Here is a 20,354-nt window from a genome sequence, read left to right on the forward strand (position 1 = left end):
CTGGCGGGGCGGGGCGTGCCGCCGATGAAACCTGGCCCTCTATCATTTGAAAAGGATAAAACATGACCGAGTCTCTTTACGACATACCGCTTAAACACATTGACGGTACTCCCGGCAGCCTGGCGGCGTACCGCGGCAAGGTGCTGCTGGTGGTCAACGTGGCGTCCAAATGTGGGCTGACGCCGCAGTATGAAGGGCTGGAAAAACTTTACCAGGAACGGCGCGCCGGCGGGCTGGAAGTGCTGGGTTTTCCCGCCAATAACTTCAAGGGCCAGGAACCGGGCAGCGACGCGGAAATCAGCGACTTCTGCGCCGTCAACTATGACGTGCACTTCCCGATGTTTTCCAAATTATCGGTGCTTGGCGAGGATCAGCATCCTTTATACGCCCAGCTGACCGCGGCGCAACCGGTGGCTACCGGCGACGGCCCGTTTCGCGAGCGCCTGAAGGGCTATGGGGTCGACCCCACCAATCGCCAGGACGTATTATGGAATTTTGAAAAGTTCCTTATCAACCGGCAGGGCAAGGTTATCGCGCGGTTTGCGCCCGATGTCACCGCTGACGATCCGCGGCTGCTGCGCGCCATCGACGCCGCGCTCGGCTAACCCCCCCTGCGGCCCGGACTGGCGCGGGCGGGGCCGGCGCCGGCGCTTAATCCGGGGCGCTATTCCTCTCATCCCACCGCCGCGGCAAAAGCGCCGTAAACAGCGCGGATATCTTATCCCGGCAAGGCCGGTATGCTAAAATCAGCGCCAGGCGATTTTCTCCCCAGTCATGGGATGAATAGGGTTTTGCAATGATTACCATGCAGGATGTTGCGATCAAGGCGGGCGTCTCCAAATCCACGGTGTCCCGTGTCCTGTCGGGCGATAATTATGTCAAGGAAACAACGCGCCAACGGGTATTCAAGGCTATTGAAGAATCCGGCTACCGTCCCAACCTGCTGGCCAGGAGCCTGGCGACCAAAAATTCGCAAAGTATCGGCCTGATCGTCACCAACACCCTGTTTAACGGTCCTTATTTCAGCGAACTGTTGTACCAGACCGCCAAAATGACCGAAAACTACGGCCGGCAGCTTATCCTGGTGGACGGGAAACACAGCGTCGACAGCGAGCTTGAAGCGATCCAGTTCCTGCTGGATCGCCGCTGCGACGCCATTATTATCTATCCGAGCTTCCTGGGTGAAGCGGAGTTGATGGGCCTGATCGCCCGGCACGATATCCCGTTCCTGGTGATCAACCGCGATTTGCCGCATGCCCGCGAGCATTGCGTATTCGCCGATCATCAGCGCGACGCCTGCGAGGCGGTGGCGTATCTCATCGCGCAGGGACACCGGGACATCGCCTTTATCACCGGCGCGGCCGGGTCGCCCACCGCCGCCGCGCGCGCGGCGGGATACCGCCAGGCCCTGGACGCCGCGGGCATACCTGTGAATGAATCGCTGCTCGCCGCCGGTCAATGGTCGTTAAACAGCGGGTTTAACGCTTGCCTGGCGCTGCTGGACGGCGCGGCCGCCTTCAGCGCGCTGGTGTGCGCCAACGACGATATGGCCATCGGCGCCGCCAGGGCGCTGCGTGAGCGCGGCCGGGCGGTGCCCGGCGAGATCTCGTTGCTCAGTTTTGACGATATTCCCGTGGCGTCGTATCTTAATCCGCCGCTGACCACCGTGCATGTGCCGGTGGCGCAGATGATTAAAAGCGCGCTGGAGCAGGTGGTCAACGTACTTGACGGCAAGGGGGTATCGCCGCTCAAGCCCTTTAGCGGCCGGCTGATGGTGCGCGACTCCGTTATTCCCGGTCCCTTCGCCGGGCGGTAAATGCCCGCCCGGCGAAGGGGTGCTGGCTTAATACCCGATATCCGTCTCCAGGCGCTGTCCGTTGCTTTTAATCACCCGCTGGTACCAGAAAAAACTCTTTTTCCGCAAGCGGGCCAAATCCTTCAGGTCGTGCTCGTCGCGATTGACATACACGAAGCCGTAGCGTTTGCCGATGCCCTGATGGGTGCTGACCAAGTCAATCGCCGACCAGGGGCAATACCCGAACAGCGCCACGCCGTCGGCAAGGGCTAACCGCAGCTGGCGTATATGGTCGCTGAGATACCGGATACGGTCATCGTCATACACCTTGTTGCCCGCCGCCAGCGTATCAAACGCGCCCAGGCCGTTTTCGGTCACGATCAGCGGCAGGTGGTAACGCTCATAAATTTCCCGGCAGGTCACGCGCAATCCCACCGGGTCGATATACCAGCCGAACTGATTATGTTCCAGATGCGGATTATCGGCGCCGATATACACCGCGCGATCCATGCCGGGCAATTGTTGATCCTCGATGTCGCGTGCGTTGTCCGGGGCGGCGTTTTCCCGCGGCACGTCCGCCGCCACCGTGGTGGAGGCATAATAATTAAAGGCGATAAAATCGGGACGCCCCTGCGCAAGCAGGTTCATGTCCTCGTCGGCGATGCGCGGCAGATAGCCTTTTTCCGCCATAAAACGCCAGGCCAGCGCGTTATACCGGCCGTGGCAGGCCAGATCCAGGTAAAGCCAGTTGCGGATGGACGAATAATTATTGGCGGCGATCGCATCCTCCGGGCGCGGGCTGGCCGGATAGACGCAGGAAATATTCGGCGCCGGGCCGATTTTGGCGGCCGGCAGCAGCTCATGGCAGGCGATCATCGCCCTGGCCTGCGCCAGCATCATATGGTGGTTTTGCTGGTAGAGGGTCTTTTGCGGATCGGGGGTGCCGGGGGGCAGGGTACCGATGACGTCGCCTTTCAGGATCATCATGTTCTGTTCGTTGATCGTCAGCCAGTAGTGGACACGATCGCCGAAGAGGGCAAAGGCGGTGCGGGCAAAGCGTTCAAAGGCCGCGATGGTGCGCGGGTTCGACCAGCCGCCCTGAAGCTGCAGCGCCCAGGGCAAATCGAAATGGTACAGCGTCACCAGCGGTTCGATGCCGTGGCGGCGAATGTCATCAATCAGCCGCTGGTAAAAGGCCACACCCAGCGGATTGAGCTCGCCGTCGCCCTCGGGATACAGCCGGCTCCAGGCAATGGAAAAGCGGTAGGTCTTCAGCCCCAGTTCGGCGAACAGGGCGATGTCCCCGGCAAAGCGGTGATAGTGATCGCTTGCGACGGTGAAATCGCTCAGCGCCGGCGGGAATTGCGCCCGATCGATCACCGTCGGGCCTTTGCCGTCCTCGTTCCAGGCGCCCTCCACCTGATACGCCGAGGTGGAGGCGCCCCAGAGAAAGTCCGCTGGAAAAGGGGGCAACGTCTGATAATGCATATCCATCTTCCTCAGTGAGTATTGTGATGACCTTTGCGCGGCTTATGCCGCCTGCGGCCGGGTCTGCGGCAGCGGGCGATCCTGCGCCAGCAGCTGGCGTTCATAGATTTTGAAAAAGGGGTAATACACCAGGGTCGACACGACCAGCAGCACCACCACCAGCAGCGCCGCGCGGAGATCCCAGCCGGTGGACCAGGCCGCGCCGATGGGGGCCGGGGTCGTCCAGGGCGCCATGGAAATCACCCGGCCAACCAGTTCGGTGCGGGTGGCGATATACGCAAGCGTGGCGTTAATCAGCGGCGCGGTGATAAAGGGAATAAACAGCGTCGGATTCATCACCACCGGCGAGCCGAAAATCACCGGCTCGTTGATATTGAACAGGCAGGGCACCAGGCTGAGTTTGCCGATGGACCGCAGGTGGGCGGAACGGCTGCGCAGATAAAGCAACACCAGTCCCATGGTGGAGCCGGAGCCGCCGATGACGATAAAAAACTGCCAGAAGGGTTCGATAAAGATATGGGTCAGCGGCTGGCCGGCGGTCAGTTCCTGCTGGTTGATGCCAAGATTAGTCAGCCAGAAGGCCTGCAGCATGCCGCCGACGATAACCGCGCCGTGGATGCCGGCAAACCATAATAAATGGCAGATCAAGACCGCGATCAAAATTGCCGGCAGCGTATCGGCGGCGGAAATAATCGGGCCGAACAGCGCCATGATGGCTTGAGGCAGCAACATGCCGAACTGCGATTGGATAAACAGGCTCAGGGGATAGAGGGTAAAAAATATGGCCAGCACCGGAATCAGTAAATCAAAGGATTGCTGTATTTTCGGCGGCACCTGCTCCGGCAGATGGAAGCCAATATTCCTGACCTGCAGGAAATGCATTAATTCGGTGGCGAAAATCGCCACCAGCAGGGCGGTAAATATCCCGGTGCCGCCCAGCGAGGAGACCGGCAGCATTTTATCGGTTTGCGGGGCGGCCACCACCATGAACGCCATCAGCGATAACATGGCGGCCATAAACCCGTTCATTTTATAACTGAGGGCCAGGTTATAAGCGATGGCGGCGGCAATAAACAGCGACATAATGCCCATGGTCATATTGTACGGCATGAGGATAACCGACTCATATTGCGCCGCCATGCGCAGCCACCATTGCGCAAATGCCCAATCGCTGGTGGCGGAAAAAGGCGGGTGCGCGAACACCAGCATAAAGGAGCCGACGATCAGGAACGGCATGGCGGAAATAAAACCATCCCTGATCGCCATTACGTGGCGCTGGCTGGATAATCTGCCCGCAATGGGACTGATGGTGTTTTCAATGACGCCAAATACCGATGCGCTAATTCCGGACATAGTTTCTCCTAGGCGTTAAGCAGCGCCAGCGTGTCGTTTAATATCTTTTCGCCGTTCATCATGCCGTAATCCATACTGTTAATAACCACGATGGGTTTATGCTGCTCATCGGCGATGATTTTGAAATCGCCGAGCTTATATTTGATCTGCGGCCCCAGCAGGCAGCAATCGTAATGGGGTAATTGCTCGGCAAACTCTTCCAGCCCCACCGCTTTTATTTCGACGTCCAGTCCTTTTATTTCAGCGGCTTTCTGCATTTTTTTCACCACCATGCTGGTGGACATTCCGGCGGCGCAACACAATAGGATCTTTGGCATACAGCGGCCCTCTTATGACATGGTGTAGGGAGTAATACCTGATGGACTTTTTTTCTGCAACCGGTTTCAGAAACCGGTTGCGGTTTTGTGATGACGGTCAATGGCCGGTCCGCGGCGGGGCGGGGCAATCGGTGACATGAGACGGCTTATGCCGACAACTGTCGGCGGCCTCACGGCATAACTCACACAAAATAGGAGAAAATAGCGTTCCAGAATATTGCCGGGGGTTGCGCCGTGCCACGTACTATTATGTTGATCCCAACCGACCTTAGCGTCGGATTAACCAGCGTCACCCTGGGCGTGATCCGGGCCATTGAGCGCAAAGGCATACGCCTGAGCGTATTCAAGCCGGTTGCCCAGCCGCGCGACGGCAGCAGCCGGCCGGACCAGACCACCGCCATCATCCGGGCCAACTCCGCGATTGCCGTCGCGCCGCCCCTGGAGATGGGCTATGTCGAGATGTTGTTGGGATCCAATGCGCGCGACGTCCTGATGGAAGACATCGTCGCGCGTTATCACAGCGCCCTGGGACAGGCGGACGTGGTGCTGATCGAGGGGCTGATGCTGACGCGGCGCCACCAGTTCGCCAACCAGCTGAACCACGACATCGCCAAGGCGCTGGGCGCGGAAATCGTGCTGGTCACCGCGCTGGGAACCGGTACACCGGCGCAGTTGCGGGAGCGGCTGGAGCTGGCGTGCGCGGGCATCGGCAAACACAGCGGCGTGGCGGGCGTCATCATCAATAAAATCAACGCGCCGCTGGACGAACAGGGCCGCACCCGTCCCGACCTGTCGGAAATCTTCGACCAGGCCAGCCAGGACGGCGCCGCCGATGCGGCGTTGCCGCCGTTCAGTCATTTTCCCATGCCGATCCTGGGCGCTATCCCCTGGAGCATGGCGCTTATCGCCACGCGCGTCATCGATATGGCGCATCACCTTAACGCCCGTATCGTCAACGCCGGCGATATCCAGACCCGGCGGGTGCGTTCGGTGACCTTTTGCGCGCGCGGGCTCACCGGCATGGTCGACCTGTTTCGTCCCGGCTCGCTGCTGGTGACCTGCGCGGACCGCCCGGAAGTGCTGGTGTCGGCCTGCCTGGCGGCCATGAACGGCGTGGACATCGGCGCCATCCTGCTGACCGGCGGCTATGATATCGCGCCGTCGATAGGCCGGCTGTGCGCGCGCGCGTTCCAGACCGGCCTGCCGGTATTGATGGTGGACACCAATACCTGGCAAACCTCGCTTAACCTGCAAAACTTCAACCTGGAGGTGCCGGCCGAAGATCATCAGCGCGTTGAAAATCTGCAGGACTATATCGCCGGCTATATCGATGCCGGGTGGGTAGCCTCCCTGACCGCCGTCTCTGAACGCCCGCGCCGCCAGTCGCCGCCGGCCTTCCGTTATCAACTGACCGAAATGGCCCGGCGGGCCGCCAAACGCATCGTCTTGCCTGAAGGCGATGAACCCCGCACCATCAAGGCCGCGGCGATCTGCGCCGAGCGTGGTATCGCGCGCTGCGTGCTGCTGGGCAACCCCGATGAAATACGCCGTATCGCCGCGGCGCAGGGCGTGACGCTGGGCGCGGGAATCGATTTGATCGATCCGGCCGCCGCCCGGGGACATTACCTGGCGCGGCTGGTGGCGCTGCGCCAGGGCAAGGGCATGACGGAGCTGATTGCGCGGGAACAGCTGGAGGATAACGTCGTGCTGGGTACCCTGATGCTGGAACAGGGGCACGTGGACGGCCTGGTCTCCGGCGCGGTGCATACCACCGCCAATACCATCCGCCCGGCGCTGCAGCTGATCAAAACCGCGCCGGGCAGTTCGCTGGTGTCATCGGTGTTCTTTATGCTGTTGCCTGAACAGGTACTGGTGTATGGCGATTGCGCCATCAATCCCGATCCCGACGCCGGGCAATTGGCCGATATCGCCGTCCAGTCGGCCGACTCGGCCGCGGCCTTCGGCATCGAACCGCGCGTGGCCATGATCTCCTACTCCACCGGCACGTCAGGCACCGGCAGCGACGTGGATAAAGTGCGCGAAGCCACCCGGCTGGCGCGCGAAAAACGCCCCGATCTGGCGATCGACGGTCCTTTGCAATACGACGCCGCCATTATGGCCGATGTGGCCAAAACCAAAGCGCCCGATTCGCCGGTGGCCGGCCAGGCCACGGTGTTTATTTTCCCGGACCTGAATACCGGCAATACCACCTACAAAGCGGTTCAGCGCTCAGCGGCGCTGGTTTCCATCGGGCCCATGCTGCAAGGCCTGCGCAAGCCGGTCAACGACCTTTCGCGCGGGGCGCTGGTGGACGATATCGTCTATACCATCGCCCTGACAGCCATTCAGTCCATGCAGCAATCGCCACCCGTTGAAATTTAGCCGGGGCAAACGCGAAAAGATGTCTATACTCATTACGTTATCTCTGACTGAGCTCATTTCTTTCATAAGACGTAAACTCTGTTTAGAACGAGGCAAATGCGCTGGAAACAGCAAGTCAATAAACAAAGGAGTTTTCCATGGGCATCGGAACAATCGTCTTAATCGTATTAATACTTCTGCTAATTGGTGCTTTCCCGAGTTGGCCCCACAGCCGCAGCTGGGGTTATTACCCAAGCGGCCTGCTCGGCGTAGTGGTCGTCATTCTGCTGATCTTGGTCTTATTGGGCAGGATTTAACAATTAATCCGATGCTTTAATCATTATCGGATGTATACGGGGACCTGCTTTGCGCAGGTCCCCGTTTTATTTTCGCGGGGCAGTGGAGGCGGGAGCTAGTGTTTAACCACGTACAGGTCCCGGGCGTAGACATATCCCAGTGGGCTTTCATGGAAGCCGCCGATATAGGGTTTGACCAGTTTTACCGAGACATATTGATAAACGGGAATGGCCGGTGATTCTCTGGTCAAAATATCCTCGGCCTGCTGGTAATACCGCGCCCGATCCTCTTTTGTCGACGCGGCGGCGGCATTATTTACCGCCCGGTCGTAATCCGCGTTACTGTATTTTGCCGTATTATTGCTGTCGTTGGTGACGTAGTTATTGAGGAAGGTGGACGGTTCGTTATAGTCGGCTATCCAGGCGTAGCGCACCACGTCGAAATTAGGCCCGTGTAGGGTGTCAAGCATGCTCTTCCATTCCTGGCTGTTAAGCGTGGCCTCCACCCCCAGGTTTTTTTTCCACATGGAGCTGGCGGCGATGGCGATGCGCTGGTGCGATTCGGAGGTGTTATACAACAGCGAGAATTTCAGCGGCCGCGCCGGGGTAAATCCGGCCTGCGCCAGCAATGTCCTGGCCTCGGCCACCCGCTGCTGCTGGGTCCAGCCGGCGTAAACAGGGGGGGTGAGCGCAAAGCCGCCGGTGTTGTCCGGGCTGAACAGATAGGCCGGTCGTTGGCCTTGCCCCAGCACTTTTTCGGCGATAATGGTTTTATCCAGCCCCAGGTTAAGCGCCAGCCGCACCCGCGGATCGTTAAACGGCGGCTTTTGCGTATTAAATTCATAATAATAGACCGCCAGCTTGGGCGAAATATGCACCTGCGCGCCCAGGTCCGTTTGCAGCGACCGGAATAACGTTTGCGGTACGCTCGCGGTAATATCAATTTCACCCGCCTTATAACGATTGATATCGGCGGTTTCCGACGCGATGGGCAAATAGGTGATGCGGTTGATCACGGTATGCTGGTTATCCCAGTAGCGGCTGTTCCTGACACCCACCACTTTTTCATTCACTACCCATTGCGCCAGGGTGAAGGCGCCGCTGCCGACAAAATTCTGCGGCTGGGTCCATTTATCGCCGAACTGCGCGACGGCCCGGGGATTAATCGCCACCAGGGACGGATGCGCCAGCATGCTGAGAAAGGCGCTTACCGGCTGGGTGAGGTCGATTTGCAGCGTGGCGTCGTCCAGCGCCCGCACGCCCAGGCTGTCCGCCGGCTTTTGGCCCGCGGCGATCTCGGCGGCGTTCAGCACACGCATGCTTACCAGATAACTTTCGTAAGGCGAGGTGGTGGCGGGATCGATTAAGCGTCGCCAGCTGTAGACCAGATCGCCGGCGGTAATCGGCTGGCCGTTCGACCAGGTAATGCCGGGGCGCAGGTGAAAAATCCACACCCCGGGACGGGGATTATCCCAGCCGGCGGCAAGGCGCGGCGCCACGGCGCCGTGGTTGTCGATGCTGACCAGTCCGTCGAAGAAGTCGCTGATGATATTAAATTCCACATCGCTCTCGACCCGGTGGGGATCGAGGGAAGCCGGCTCGCTGCCGTTATTGCGCACGATGTCCTGCCGGGCCGCCAGTTCGACTCCGGCGGGCACCTCGGCGCCCAGGGCCGTGGCGGCCGGCAACAGCGCGGCCATCGCGCCCAGGGTAAATCCCGCCAGTGTAATGCCCGGCAGTCTGGTTGTCTTCATGCCTCCCCCTCCTTATTGTCGCGGATAAATAATGTCTGTCCGGCAGTCTCCACCATTCCTACCATCAACATGGCGCGCCGTCCAGGCCTGGTCCCCGTGACGCTTAACGCCGGATAAATACGCCGCCGCCGGTGCCGGGCCGGGGCATGGCGCGATGCCGGGCGGTGCGCATGGCATGACCGACATCAAGAATAGCGCCGCTAATCAGGACAATATGCGTCTCACTGTCTACGCTTATCTACATTGACCGACATTGCACTTCCGCAGTCGGCAGGTTCTGCTACAGGAGTTTATTATGCGGCGTATTGTGTTTTTCATCGCCACGGCCTTAACCGCCAATATGGCGTTGGCCCAGCCCCAGCCGGCGGTGCATACCGCAAGCCTGGTGGGCGCCGACGGCAAGGATATGGGTAAGATTACCCTTTCGGACGCGCCTAAAGGGGTGATTATGCGCGTGGAGGCCACGGGGCTTGCTCCCGGCTGGCACGGTATTCATTTCCATGAAAAGGGGGTTTGCGATGCCAAAGATAAGTTCAAGGACGCCGGCGGGCATGTCCACTCCGCGATGCCGGTGGTGCATGGTTTGTTGAACGCCAATGCCAACGATCAGGGCGACCTGACCAATATCTACGCCGGCGCCGACGGCAAGGCCTTTGCGGAAATCTATTCGACGCTGGTGTCGGTGACGCCCGGCACCCCGCGCCCCGCGCTGCTGGACGGCGACGGTTCCTCGGTGGTTATCCACGCCAATCCTGATGATTACCAAAGCCAGCCCATCGGCGGCGCCGGCGACCGTGTCGCCTGCGCGGTGATAAAATAACCCACCGGCAAGCCCGCGCGGGAACGTGCGGCGGGTATGATGGGCAAGCAGAACTTATGGCGAGGTTGACGTCTTGCCCATTATGCCGGTTTGTTCCCCAAACACCTCTTCATCACCTGAGCAATCTCGAATGGCTATATAAGGCTGTTTTTGCCATAATGGCTAAATCATACCGCTCGCGGAGATTACACCATGATCACGGAACTGCTTAATTTCGATGAATTGCCGCAGGCAAACGCCTCGCAAGTGAAAAACAAATGGGGGGAGGTGGTGCGGAGGGTGCATCAGGGCGGAACCCTGGCCATTACCAATCATTCCACCGTGGAAATGGTGCTGCTGGATGTCGCCACCTATCGTGAATTGACTCACTCTTTGCTGCTGCTTAAAGCACGCGAGCAATCGGTACTGGATGACCTGACCGACAGGTTCAATGCACGGCTGGCGGTGCTAGAAAATCCGGACGCCGCCGTGAATGTAGCTTCTGTGCTGGCGCGGCGGGGGGCGCTGAAACGGCGGCCCAAGGCGGGCGAGGGCTTCTAATGGCGCGGCCGTTTATTTTTGTTCTGGCGGGCGTTAACGGCGGCGGCAAAAGTTCGGTGGGCGGCAGCCTGCTGGCAGAGCACGGCCTGGCATGGTTTAATCCGGATGCCTATGCCCGTGAGCTTATGACCCAACTGGGGCTGGAGCCTGACGAGGCGAACGGCCGGGCATGGACCTTTGGACGTTCGCGGCTGGAAGCCGCCATCGCCGGGGGCGCCAACTATGCCTTTGAAACCACGCTGGGCGGCAATACCATGCCACGGCTGTTGAGCCAGGCCTGCGAAACGCATGAGGTGATCATGCTGTTCTGCGGGCTATCATCACCGGAGCAGCATATCAGGCGCGTACAGCTGCGCGTGAGTCATGGCGGCCATGCCATACCCTCCCAGAAAATACGGGAACGGTGGGTCACGTCGCGGGCTAATCTGATAAAGCTGCTGCCGTTGCTTGCCCATGTGCAGGTTTTCGATAACAGTCTGGATGCCAGGCCCGGCGACGCAATTCCGGACCCGACTCTGGTGCTTGAAACGGTGCGGGGGAAAATGGTATTTCCCCCGGCCGATGATGCCCGGGCGTTGAGCGCCACTCCGGCTTGGGCGCGGCCGCTCCTGGAGGCGGCTATGGAACTGGCGGAGTGAAGGGGCTATTGCTTGACGTCCACCTGATAAAAAATATGCTTGCCGAAGGGGTCGATTTCGTAGCCGGTGACGTCCTTGCGCACCGGTTCAAAAATGGTTGAATGGGCAATCATCACCGCCGGCATCTGCTCGTGCATCATGTCCTGCGCCTGCTGGTAAAGCGCGATGCGCCGGTTATGGTCGCTGCTGGCGCGCGCTTCGGTAATCAATTTATCAAACGGCGCGTAACACCATCTGGCCGAATTGGAACCGCCGTTGGCCGAAGTGCAGGAAAACAGCGGGCCGAAAAAGTTATCCGGATCGCCGGTGGCGGTGGTCCAGCCCATCAGCGCCGCCTGATGCTCGCCGCTCCTGACCCGCTTCAGGTACTCGCCCCACTCATAGGTGACGATATTGGCCTTGACGCCGATTTTCGCCCAATCGGATTGGATCATTTCCGCCATGCGCCGGGCGTTGGGGTTATACGGCCGCTGTACCGGCATCGCCCACAGATCGATGGTCAGGCCGTCGGGGAACCCCGCGTCCTTGAGCAGGGCGCGGGCCTGGTCCGGGTTAAAATCATAATCGCGCAGATCTTCTTTGGCGCTCCAGACCCCCGGCGGCAGGATATTTTTCGCGGCGGTGCCGGTGCCCTGGAAGATGGCCGCGATAATCGCCGGTTTGTTAATGGCCATGGCCAGCGCCTGGCGTACCTTCACGTTGTCAAGCGGCGGCTTTTGCGTATTAAAGGCCAGAAAACCGGTGTTAAGCCCGGCTTTTTGCATAAGCGTAATATCTTTATTGTCGCGCATGCGCGGCAGATCGGCCGGATTGGGAAACGGCATGACCTGGCACTCGCCTTTTTCCAGCTTGGCGAAGCGCACCGAGGCGTCGGGGGTAATGGCATAGACCAGACGGTCAAGCTTGGCCTTGCCCTGCCAATAGTCGGGGAAGGCGCTGAACAGAATGCGCGAATCCTTTTGATACTGGGTCAGCTGGAACGGTCCCGTGCCGACGGGATCCCTATCCACCCGTTCCGGCGTGCCGGCCTTTAACATGGCGTCGGCGTATTCGCTTGACAGTATCGAAGCGAAATACCAGGCCAGATCGGCCAGGAACGGCGCCTCGGCATGGGCAAGGGTAAAGCGCACGGTGTGATCGTCCACCTTGTCGATGGCGGTCAGCAGCGTGCCGAACTCCAGGCTGTCAAAATTGGCATAGGTGCCGTTGGACACATTGTGGTAAGGATGCTGCTTATCCTTTTGCCGCATAAACGAAAAAATCACGTCGTCGGCGTTGAAATCACGGGTGGGCTTAAAGTATTTGTTACCCTGGAATTTTACGCCCTGGCGCAGATGGAAAGTATAGATCTTGCCGTCGGCGCTGATATCCCAGCTTTCGGCCAGGCTGGGCTGCAGCTCGGTGGTGCCGGTCTTGAAATCCACCAGCCGGTTATAAACCGGCACCGCGCTGGCATCCACGCTGGTGCCCGAGGTATACAGCTGCGGGTTAAAGTTTTCCGGCGAGCCTTCCGAGCAGAACACCAGGGTTTTGGCCGACGCCGCGCCGCTGACGGCCAGCGCCAATGCCGCCAGCGTCAATATCGCCGGCGACGGACGTCCCGTATTGGTCTTTGTTCCTTTACCTGATAGATGATCTAATCCCGGCTTCATATCATATCCCCGAATAATGGCTGTCCGCCAAAAGCACAAGCCTCATTCTTATCAGTATGCGGTTCATAAATAAAGCCATTTTGCTGCTAAAATCCGACCGCCTGGCCGTCGCGCCGGCTGTCGCTGGCGGCGACATAACCGTGGTCGCGATCCGCCGACAGCCGCCAGATAAACTGGCCCGAGCCGAAATCCATATAAGGATCGTTCACCGATTTCAACCGGTGGCCCATGGCGCGCAGCTGTTCCGCCACCAGGGGATTGACGGTGGCTTCCAGGTCCAGGGTAAAATCACGGTTGACCTTCCAGCGCGGCGCGTCGCAGGCGGCCTGGGGCTGCTGGTGGAAATCCAGCATGCGCACCAGCGTCTGCATATGGCCCTGCGGCTGCATATCGCCGCCCATGACGCCAAAGCTCATCTGCGCCTGGCCGTCTTTGGTCAAAAAGGCCGGAATAATGGTCTGGAACGGGCGCTTGCCGGGCGCCACCACGTTAACCGAACGCGGGTCGCTGGAGAACCCGGCGCCCCGGTTTTGCAGGCTGATGCCGTAATCCGGCACCACCACTCCCGACCCGAAGCCCATATAATTGGATTGGATAAACGAGACCATCATGCCGCTTTCATCGGCGGTGGCCAGGTAAACGGTGCCGCCGCTGGCGGGCAGGCCGGCCTGCGGATCCGCCGCCCGGCCCGGGTCGATCAGGCGCGCCCGGCCGGCCAGATAGGCTTTATCCAGCATTTGTGACGGCGTCACATCCATGCTGGCCGGATCGGCAACGTAGCGGTAGACATCGGCGAAGGCCAGCTTCATGGCCTCGATTTGCAGATGCTGGGCCGCGGCGCCGTCAAGGGCGAGCCCGGCCAGATCAAAGTGCTCCAGGATGCCGAGGGCGATAAGCGCGGCGATGCCCTGGCCGTTGGGCGGCATTTCATGCAGGGTATAACCGCGGTAGTCCTGGCTGATGGGCGTTACCCATTCCGGCTGGTAGGCGGCCAGATCGCCGCGTGTCAGGCTGCCGCCGCTGGCCTGTGACCAGGCGACGATTTTTTCGGCGATTTCGCCTTCATAAAAAGCGCGGCCTCCCTGCCGCGCCAGCAGCCGCAAGCTGCGCGCGGCGGCTGGAAAGACAAATTTTTCGCCGATATCGGGGGCGCGCCCCCCGGGCATAAAGGCGTCGGCAAAACCAGGCTGCCCGGCCAATATGGTCACCGCCGCCCGCCATTTCGCCGCGACAATCGGCGCAATGGTCACGCCGCGTTCGGCCACGTCGATGGCGGTCTGCATCAGCCGTTCGAACGGCAGCCGGCCGAAGCGCTGGTGCAGCGCCGTCCAGCCCGCGACGGCGCCCGGTACGGTGACCGAGTCCCAGCCCCGTTCCGGGCGTTTGGCCAGGCCGTTGCCGTCCTCGCCGTGACGCCGGCGGAAGTGGGCCAGATCCCAGCTGGCCGGCGCCGTGCCGGAAGCGTTGAGGCCGTGCAGCCGCGCGCCGTCCCAGACCATGGCGAAGGCATCGCTGCCCAGACCATTGGAGCAGGGTTCCACCACCGTTAACGTCGCGGCGGCGGCAATGGCCGCATCCACCGCGTTGCCGCCGTCCAGCAGGACACTGTTGCCGGCCTGGGCGGCAATGGGATGGGACGTCGCCACCACATTGCGGGCAAATAACGGCGCGCGTACGGTGGGATAGGGGTTATGCCAGTTAAATGTCATGCTGTGCTCCCGGCGTGGCCTGGGGGGATGGGTCATCCTGGTGAAGGCGCCGCTCCGCCTCGAGCAGCAGCGCGCGGCGGTCGATCTTATTGGTGCCGGCCAGGGGAAAACTGTCCACCAGCCAGATATGGCGCGGATGCAGGTAGGCCGCGCCGTGGCGCAGGGTAAACGCCTTCAGTTCCCCGGCGCTGGCCTGCCGGCCGGGGCGCAGGATCACCCAGGCCACCGGCTTGGTGCCTTTTATCTCGTCCGCCACCGGCACCACGCAGGCCTGTTGTACCGCGGGATGCCGTTCGATAAGGTGCTCCACTTCGCTCGGGTAGATATTCTCGGCGCCGCTGACGAACATATCGTCCAGCCGGCCGATAAAGGTATAAAACCCCTGGTCGTCGCGGGCGAACACATCGCCGGTGATATAATAACCGTCATCGGTAAACGGCGGCCGCAGGTCCGGACGCTGATGATAGCCCTGCATCAGGCCCGGGCTTTTCAGCTCCAGAATGCCGCGCGCGGCCTCCCGGCCCTGGGGATCGCGCAAACGCAGGCTAACCTGGGGATGGGCGGCGCCGGCGCTCAGCCGCGGTGTGGGGATGCCCCGCGGATGCGGGCCGAATACCACCGGTCCGCCTTCGGTGGTGCCGTAGGCGTTAATGATGCGCGCCTGCGGCAACAGCTGGCCGATTTGCTGGAACAGGCTGTCGGTTACCGGCGCCGATCCCATGCGCACCACCCTGACGCTGGTTAAATCACTGCGCGCCAGTAAATCCTTTTCCTGCAGCATCATGGCGATCATCGGCGGCACCGCCGTCAGCCAGCTGCAGCGGTAGCGGCTAATGGCGTTGATATAGTCGCGGGCGCTGAACTGCGGCAGCAGCACGGTGGTGACATGGCTGGCAAGCGTTAACAGCGCCAGCGCCAGCGCGTTCATATGGTAAAGCGGGGCGGCGATCAGCACCCGCTCGCCCTCCAGCTCATGGTTCTCAAGGCGGGTACGCACCACCCAGGCATGGCTGGCATGGGTTAAGCGCACGCCTTTGGGCATGCCGGTGGAACCCGAGGTATACAGCAGCAGCGCCAGGTCGTCCGGCCCGGCGGGGAAGGGCGTCAGCTCTCCGGGGTCGATAAAGGCCGCCAGCCCGTCCGCGCCCGCGCCGTCAAACACCACGCGCGGCAGGTCGATCGCCGGCCGGGACAGCTGATCGGCATCGCCCAGCAGCACACGGGCGCCGCTATCGCGCAGGATATTCTCCAGCGTCTCGACCGGAAATTTGAAATTAATCGGGACGGCCACCAGCCCGGCGCGCAGGATGCCCAACAGGCTGGCAATATAATCTATGGAGTTGCGCCCCAGGATGGCGACGCGTTCCCCGGCGCGGTAGCCCCGCGCCAGCAGCGCGCGTCCGATGCCGTCGGCGCGCGCGCCGAGTTCGTCAAAGGTGATTTCCTGCGCGGTGTCGTCCGCCAGCGGGGCGATAAAAGCAATCTGCCCGCCCGGCTGCCGGGTATCGATCATGGCGCCCAGGTTGGTTGTCTGCATCATGGTAAAAACTCGAGTAGGGTGGATAATTCGGGCAGCGCCACCTGTAACCGTCCCGCGCGCCAGCATAGCGGCAGTCCCTGCGCCTCGGCGCCCCGGGCGATGCGCGCCAGATCGCCGCCCAGAAAATGCACGGCGGCAAACATCTCCCGGCCCGCGGCGGGCAACGGCAGTCCGTCGAACCGGCGGGCAAAGGCCGCGTAATCGGTGATATGCAAGGCAAAATCACGCCCGGTATCGCCCAGGCGCCGGTATTGACGCCCGCAGTTCTCCACATCGCCGCTGATCACGGTCAGGCCGGTAATGCTTTGGACCTGGTTTTCATGGCTAAGCCATTCGGGACGCCAAACCCATTCGGGGGTGTGGTGCTGGCAAAAGTACACCCGCCCGGCGGGAAAGGTTCCGGCGGCCAGGCGCACCGTGGTGAACCTGGCCAGCCCATGCTCATCGCCGCTGGCCACCTCGCGGGAAAAATCCTGGATCGGCTGCAGGGCAAAACCGGCCTCCGCCAGCGCGCGCGCGGTGCCCCCGGCGTCCCGGGTGGCGAACACCAGGCCGTCGATACCCGCCGGACTGTCCAGCAGCTCCTGGCGCAGGCGCCCGCCGTCGGTGGGCAGGCCGACGATTTCAAGATAGCGATCGGCAAACATCATCAGGTAATTAATCGACCCCAATGAATGGTAGCCGCGCGGCGTCAGGGTAAAACCCAGCGCCCGGAACCACTGCGCCGCCCGCTCGGTGGCGAAGTGGGTATTGATAACCAGATGGTCCAACGGGAGGGTCATGATGGTTTCCTAGGCGGTTGCCGTGGCGTACAGTCCGCGCCCGCTGGCCACCAGCCGGCCCTCGCTGTCGAACACCCGCGCCTCGGCGCTGGAAAACTGCTTGCCCACTTTGATCACGGTGCCGACGGCGGTTAAATCCCCTTTTGCCGGACGGTGGTAGTCGACACGCAAATCCAGGGTCGGCACGCCTTTGCCGGTAAACGCCACCAGCGCCCAGTCGGCGGTCAAATCCACCAGGGCGGCCAGGATGCCGCCGTGGGTATAGCCGCCGGCGGGGTTAACCACCCATTCCTCGCGCCAGCGCGCCTTCAGGGTAATTTCGCCCTCGCCGACGGTCAGGACTTCCAGCCCGAGCCATTGATGATACGGGCCTTTTAACAACCGCTCCTGGACTTCGGCGGCGGTGGGGACGGTAATATCGGTCATAATCTGTTCCTTAATAGCATGCAGTCTGCAAACAAAACGGCCGGACGGCGCGGGGCCATAAACTTACCCCGGCCGGCCGGGTCGCGCGCGGCGTTACGGCGCGACGATCACTTTGCCCAGCACCTCGCGATCGCGAATCAGGCGCAGGCCTTCCGCCGCCTGTTCCAGGGGCAAGACCCGGTCGATAACCGGATCGATACGGCCGTCGGCGATCATCGACAGCAGGTCTTCGAGGTTGTCGCGATAGAAGCTGTTGGAACCCTTGATGGTCAGCTCGAAGCTCCAGACATAACGCAGGTCTTCCTGCGGGTCGTAGCCGGCGGTGGCGCCGCACACCAGCAGGATGCCCCCGCGTTTCAGACACTTCAGGGAGGGGCGCCAGGTATCGCCGCCGGTAAAGTTGATCACCACATCGACGCCGCCTTCCGTGGTGCGGCGCTGTGGCTTGCCGTACTGGCCGATGGCCCATTTTGAAAAATCCGTTTCACGGTAATTGACCACATGATCGGCGCCGAGGGCTTTCAGCGCCTGGGCTTTTTCCTCGCTGCCGGCACAGGCGATGACCTCGGCGCCCAGATGCTTGGCCAGGATCACGCAGGCGGTGCCCACGCCGCCGCTGGCGCCCAGGATCAGCACCCGGTCGCCCTTTTTGACGGTATTATGGGTTATCAGCATGCGGTGGGCGGTGCCGTAGGCCACCGGCAGCGCGGCGGCCTGTGCAAAGTCGACGCCGGCCGGAAGCCTGATAAGCTGCAGCGCGTCCACCGCGGCATATTCGGCCATGCCGCCGTCGGTCATTTCACCCATCAGGCCGACGCCGGGCTTTAACGGATTGACCAGCACCCGATCGCCAACGGACCAGCCCTCGACGCCCGCGCCCAGTTCGGTAATGGTGCCCGCCAGATCCAAGCCGATCACCACCGGCAGCGGCACCTTGATGCCGGGCATGCCCTTGACGGTAAACACATCGTGGTAATTAAAGGACGACGCGCCGACGCGCACCACCACATGGCCGGCCGCGGCGACGGGACGCGGCTTGTCGTTCACCACCCGCAGTTGGTCGAGGTCGCCGTGCTGCTCCAGAATTAAGGCTTTCATAACGTTACTCACAGATTGCTCCTGATTACTTGATGGATTTGGCGGCCAGGTAAGGGCGGTTATCGAACAGGCTGTCGTCCAGGTCGCCCTTGATGGCGCCGCTGGCGACAAAGACCTGATGTTCGCGCTTCAGGGTGTCGATATCCGCCGGCTCGAACTCGATACGGTTCATGCTGTCCCAGCGGCTCATGTAGACCTGCGCGTCTTTTTGCGGCAGGTTGGCCTGTTTTTGCAAAATGGCCACCACGGCGTCGGGATTCGCCTTGCCCCAGGCCAGGGTATCGCGCAGCGCGGCAATGACCCGCGCCACGGTGTCGGGATGCTGGTTAATCAGATCGGCGCGCACCGCGCCGACGCCGATATAGGGCAGGGCATCGGTATGGGTCAGCTTTTTCCATTCGCCGGCAAAGCTGCCGATGGAGGTCACCTTCAGTTCGTCAAGCTGGCTGATGGTCAGCGAGCGCAGGGCCGCGGCGTCCACCTGCTTTTGCGCCAGGAACTGCGCCAGGCGCGATTCATTGCCGCCAATCAGCGAGAAATCCGCCGGCTTGATAGCGTAGTTCTGCTGCAAAATGGTGCTGGCGATAACCGCCACTGACGATCCGGCCGGCGACATGCCGACTTTTTTACCCTGTAGCTGCGCCAGGCTGGTTATCGGCGAACCGGCCGGCACCACAAACTGCACGTCGGCCGGCTGGGTGGCGGCGAAGATTTTGATCGGCACGCCTTCTGACGCGGTACTGAACACGCCCGCCAGCGGCGCGCCGAAGGCCAGGTCTATCGATCCCGAGGCCAGCGCCTTGATGGGGGCGTTCACATCGGGAAAATGGATAAATTCGGCGTCGATACCGCGTTTAGCCAGGAAATCCCGGCTTTCCAGCACCGCGCCGTACCCCAGGCTGACGCCGCTGGTCCAGTAGCCGATGCGGACTTTTTCCGCCGCCTGGGAACCCATGGCCAGCAGCGTGCCGGCGGCCAGCGCAGCCGCCATCAATATCTTTTTCATAACGATTATTCCTGTGTGCGTTGTTTCCAGCGGAAAAGATGACGTTCCAGCGGCTTGAGCAGCCCTCCTTCGAGCAACAGCATCATGGCCACCAGCAGTAAGGTCCAGGCGAACACCTGATCGGTTTGCACCAGATCCCCGGCCTGGCGCAGACGGTAGCCGATACCGTCCGAGGCGCCGAGGGTTTCGGCCACCAGCGACACCCGCCAGCCAAAGCCGAAGGCCAGCCGGGCGCCGGAGAAAAAATAGGGCAGGATGGTCGGCAGGTAGATCTTGAAGAGCGTTTGCCAGCGGCCCATGCGAAAACTGCGCGCCAGCTCCACATACTGCGCATCCACGGTTTGCGCGCCCTGCCAGACGTTGGTCAGGATCAGCGGCATGGCGGTCATGAACACCACAAAGATGGTGGTGGCGCCGGAAATGCCGAACCAGATAATGGCGAATATCGCCCAAATGGCCGACGAGACGGTATTGAACACCGCCAGCAGGGGTTCGAAGAACTGCGCCAGCAGCCGGCTGGCGCCGAGCGCCAGGCCGAATACCGTGCCCACTAGCGTCGCCAGCAGAAACCCGGACAAGACGCGGGAGAAGGTGATGCCGATATCGTGCAGCAGGGAATCGCCATGCCACAAGGCTTCCAGCGCCTGCCAGGTCTTCAGCGGTCCCGGCAGCACGAACGACGGCATGCGCTGGGACGCCAGCCACCAGATAACCAGGAACAGGGCAAGCAGCACCAGGCGCTGGCCGATAAGCGTAATCCAGGATGCGGATGATTTCAT

19 protein-coding genes are annotated in these 20,354 nt (G+C 61.3%); 7 read left to right on the top strand and 12 right to left on the bottom strand.

From position 1 onward, the window contains the following. Window positions 1-62: 62 nt before the first annotated feature. Complete coding sequence (locus ACL2XN_RS03300; RefSeq protein ID WP_410014658.1) at window positions 63-605, top strand: glutathione peroxidase; 543 nt, start codon at window positions 63-65, stop codon at window positions 603-605. Between the two features lie 191 nt (window positions 606-796). Beyond that, a complete protein-coding gene (locus ACL2XN_RS03305) occupies window positions 797-1,816 on the top strand; it encodes a LacI family DNA-binding transcriptional regulator (RefSeq protein ID WP_413723052.1) in 1,020 nt (339 codons plus the stop codon). 27 nt (window positions 1,817-1,843) lie between these two features. On the opposite strand, the gene ACL2XN_RS03310 is transcribed toward ACL2XN_RS03305, so the two are convergent. The 3 genes from ACL2XN_RS03310 to ACL2XN_RS03320 are packed head-to-tail and all read right to left on the bottom strand — an operon-like array spanning window position 1,844 to window position 4,953. After that, window positions 1,844-3,283, bottom strand: coding sequence for a glycoside hydrolase family 1 protein (locus ACL2XN_RS03310; RefSeq protein ID WP_410014660.1), 1,440 nt, complete (start codon window positions 3,281-3,283; stop codon window positions 1,844-1,846). Window positions 3,284-3,325: 42 nt separating this feature from the next. Continuing rightward, window positions 3,326-4,636: a PTS sugar transporter subunit IIC gene (locus ACL2XN_RS03315; RefSeq protein WP_413730285.1), complete on the bottom strand. Its 1,311-nt coding sequence runs from the start codon at window positions 4,634-4,636 to the stop codon at window positions 3,326-3,328. A gap of 8 nt (window positions 4,637-4,644) precedes the next feature. Next, window positions 4,645-4,953, bottom strand: coding sequence for a PTS sugar transporter subunit IIB (locus ACL2XN_RS03320; protein ID WP_413728168.1), 309 nt, complete (start codon window positions 4,951-4,953; stop codon window positions 4,645-4,647). A gap of 249 nt (window positions 4,954-5,202) precedes the next feature. Here ACL2XN_RS03320 and pta point away from each other — a divergent pair, with 249 nt between their 5' ends. Both pta and ACL2XN_RS03330 read left to right on the top strand, forming a co-directional pair. Next, entirely contained in the window at window positions 5,203-7,335 is a 2,133-nt protein-coding gene (gene pta / locus ACL2XN_RS03325) for a phosphate acetyltransferase (protein ID WP_413731059.1), read from the top strand. Between the two features lie 137 nt (window positions 7,336-7,472). Then, entirely contained in the window at window positions 7,473-7,631 is a 159-nt protein-coding gene (locus ACL2XN_RS03330; RefSeq protein WP_410014663.1) for a DUF3309 family protein, read from the top strand. 95 nt (window positions 7,632-7,726) lie between these two features. Here the strand turns inward: ACL2XN_RS03330 and ACL2XN_RS03335 are convergent, their stop codons facing one another. Further along, a complete protein-coding gene (locus tag ACL2XN_RS03335) occupies window positions 7,727-9,364 on the bottom strand; it encodes an ABC transporter substrate-binding protein (protein ID WP_413730286.1) in 1,638 nt (545 codons plus the stop codon). Between the two features lie 295 nt (window positions 9,365-9,659). Here ACL2XN_RS03335 and sodC point away from each other — a divergent pair, with 295 nt between their 5' ends. The 3 genes from sodC to ACL2XN_RS03350 all read left to right on the top strand — a co-directional run bounded on the left by sodC (window position 9,660) and on the right by ACL2XN_RS03350 (window position 11,362). Further along, window positions 9,660-10,184 carry a superoxide dismutase[Cu-Zn] gene (gene sodC, locus ACL2XN_RS03340; RefSeq protein WP_410014665.1) on the top strand — a complete coding sequence of 175 codons (525 nt, stop codon included), beginning with the start codon at window positions 9,660-9,662 and terminating at the stop codon, window positions 10,182-10,184. Between the two features lie 192 nt (window positions 10,185-10,376). After that, entirely contained in the window at window positions 10,377-10,724 is a 348-nt protein-coding gene (locus ACL2XN_RS03345; protein WP_413723049.1) for a type II toxin-antitoxin system prevent-host-death family antitoxin, read from the top strand. Next, a complete protein-coding gene (locus ACL2XN_RS03350; RefSeq protein WP_413723048.1) occupies window positions 10,724-11,362 on the top strand; it encodes a hypothetical protein in 639 nt (212 codons plus the stop codon). Before ACL2XN_RS03345 ends, ACL2XN_RS03350 begins: the two co-directional genes overlap by 1 nt. A gap of 5 nt (window positions 11,363-11,367) precedes the next feature. Here ACL2XN_RS03350 and ACL2XN_RS03355 read toward each other — a convergent pair whose 3' ends face one another. From ACL2XN_RS03355 to ACL2XN_RS03390, 8 genes are all read right to left on the bottom strand, one after another. Beyond that, window positions 11,368-13,014 carry an ABC transporter substrate-binding protein gene (locus ACL2XN_RS03355; protein ID WP_413730287.1) on the bottom strand — a complete coding sequence of 549 codons (1,647 nt, stop codon included), beginning with the start codon at window positions 13,012-13,014 and terminating at the stop codon, window positions 11,368-11,370. An 86-nt stretch (window positions 13,015-13,100) separates the two neighbouring features. Further along, on the bottom strand, window positions 13,101-14,723 hold the full coding sequence (locus ACL2XN_RS03360; RefSeq protein ID WP_413730288.1) for a gamma-glutamyltransferase family protein: 1,623 nt from the start codon (window positions 14,721-14,723) through the stop codon (window positions 13,101-13,103). Then, the gene (locus ACL2XN_RS03365; protein WP_410014670.1) at window positions 14,713-16,263 is read right to left on the bottom strand and encodes a class I adenylate-forming enzyme family protein; all 1,551 of its coding nucleotides are present in this window, start codon (window positions 16,261-16,263) and stop codon (window positions 14,713-14,715) included. Before ACL2XN_RS03365 ends, ACL2XN_RS03360 begins: the two co-directional genes overlap by 11 nt. Then, window positions 16,260-17,045 (bottom strand): VOC family protein, encoded by a 786-nt coding sequence (locus ACL2XN_RS03370; RefSeq protein ID WP_413730290.1) that lies wholly within the window; start codon window positions 17,043-17,045, stop codon window positions 16,260-16,262. Before ACL2XN_RS03370 ends, ACL2XN_RS03365 begins: the two co-directional genes overlap by 4 nt. A gap of 9 nt (window positions 17,046-17,054) precedes the next feature. After that, window positions 17,055-17,471 carry a PaaI family thioesterase gene (locus ACL2XN_RS03375; protein ID WP_331122548.1) on the bottom strand — a complete coding sequence of 139 codons (417 nt, stop codon included), beginning with the start codon at window positions 17,469-17,471 and terminating at the stop codon, window positions 17,055-17,057. A 93-nt stretch (window positions 17,472-17,564) separates the two neighbouring features. Continuing rightward, window positions 17,565-18,581, bottom strand: a complete 1,017-nt coding sequence (locus ACL2XN_RS03380) for a zinc-binding alcohol dehydrogenase family protein (protein WP_410014672.1) — start codon at window positions 18,579-18,581, stop codon at window positions 17,565-17,567. 13 nt (window positions 18,582-18,594) lie between these two features. Continuing rightward, a complete protein-coding gene (locus ACL2XN_RS03385) occupies window positions 18,595-19,575 on the bottom strand; it encodes an ABC transporter substrate-binding protein (RefSeq protein WP_410014673.1) in 981 nt (326 codons plus the stop codon). Between the two features lie 5 nt (window positions 19,576-19,580). Then, on the bottom strand, window positions 19,581-20,354 hold the full coding sequence (locus ACL2XN_RS03390) for an ABC transporter permease (RefSeq protein WP_410014674.1): 774 nt from the start codon (window positions 20,352-20,354) through the stop codon (window positions 19,581-19,583).

This window comes from Sodalis sp. RH22 (genome assembly GCF_047324165.1).
Classification (GTDB): Bacteria; Pseudomonadota; Gammaproteobacteria; order Enterobacterales; family Enterobacteriaceae; genus Acerihabitans.

Excerpts from the sequence above, each read along its gene's own strand:
- ACL2XN_RS03320 (WP_413728168.1), bottom strand. The coding sequence starts at position 4,953 with ATGCCAAAGATCCTATTGTGTTGCGCCGCCGGAATGTCCACCAGCATG.
- ACL2XN_RS03350 (WP_413723048.1), top strand. The coding sequence starts at position 10,724 with ATGGCGCGGCCGTTTATTTTTGTTCTGGCGGGCGTTAACGGCGGCGGC.
- ACL2XN_RS03315 (WP_413730285.1), bottom strand. The coding sequence starts at position 4,636 with ATGTCCGGAATTAGCGCATCGGTATTTGGCGTCATTGAAAACACCATC.
- sodC (WP_410014665.1), top strand. The coding sequence starts at position 9,660 with ATGCGGCGTATTGTGTTTTTCATCGCCACGGCCTTAACCGCCAATATG.
- ACL2XN_RS03385 (WP_410014673.1), bottom strand. The coding sequence starts at position 19,575 with ATGAAAAAGATATTGATGGCGGCTGCGCTGGCCGCCGGCACGCTGCTG.
- ACL2XN_RS03390 (WP_410014674.1), bottom strand. The coding sequence starts at position 20,354 with ATGAAATCATCCGCATCCTGGATTACGCTTATCGGCCAGCGCCTGGTG.
- ACL2XN_RS03330 (WP_410014663.1), top strand. The coding sequence starts at position 7,473 with ATGGGCATCGGAACAATCGTCTTAATCGTATTAATACTTCTGCTAATT.
- ACL2XN_RS03360 (WP_413730288.1), bottom strand. The coding sequence starts at position 14,723 with ATGACATTTAACTGGCATAACCCCTATCCCACCGTACGCGCGCCGTTA.
- ACL2XN_RS03335 (WP_413730286.1), bottom strand. The coding sequence starts at position 9,364 with ATGAAGACAACCAGACTGCCGGGCATTACACTGGCGGGATTTACCCTG.
- pta (WP_413731059.1), top strand. The coding sequence starts at position 5,203 with ATGTTGATCCCAACCGACCTTAGCGTCGGATTAACCAGCGTCACCCTG.
- ACL2XN_RS03300 (WP_410014658.1), top strand. The coding sequence starts at position 63 with ATGACCGAGTCTCTTTACGACATACCGCTTAAACACATTGACGGTACT.
- ACL2XN_RS03310 (WP_410014660.1), bottom strand. The coding sequence starts at position 3,283 with ATGCATTATCAGACGTTGCCCCCTTTTCCAGCGGACTTTCTCTGGGGC.
- ACL2XN_RS03355 (WP_413730287.1), bottom strand. The coding sequence starts at position 13,014 with ATGAAGCCGGGATTAGATCATCTATCAGGTAAAGGAACAAAGACCAAT.
- ACL2XN_RS03345 (WP_413723049.1), top strand. The coding sequence starts at position 10,377 with ATGATCACGGAACTGCTTAATTTCGATGAATTGCCGCAGGCAAACGCC.
- ACL2XN_RS03365 (WP_410014670.1), bottom strand. The coding sequence starts at position 16,263 with ATGATGCAGACAACCAACCTGGGCGCCATGATCGATACCCGGCAGCCG.
- ACL2XN_RS03305 (WP_413723052.1), top strand. The coding sequence starts at position 797 with ATGATTACCATGCAGGATGTTGCGATCAAGGCGGGCGTCTCCAAATCC.
- ACL2XN_RS03375 (WP_331122548.1), bottom strand. The coding sequence starts at position 17,471 with ATGACCGATATTACCGTCCCCACCGCCGCCGAAGTCCAGGAGCGGTTG.
- ACL2XN_RS03370 (WP_413730290.1), bottom strand. The coding sequence starts at position 17,045 with ATGACCCTCCCGTTGGACCATCTGGTTATCAATACCCACTTCGCCACC.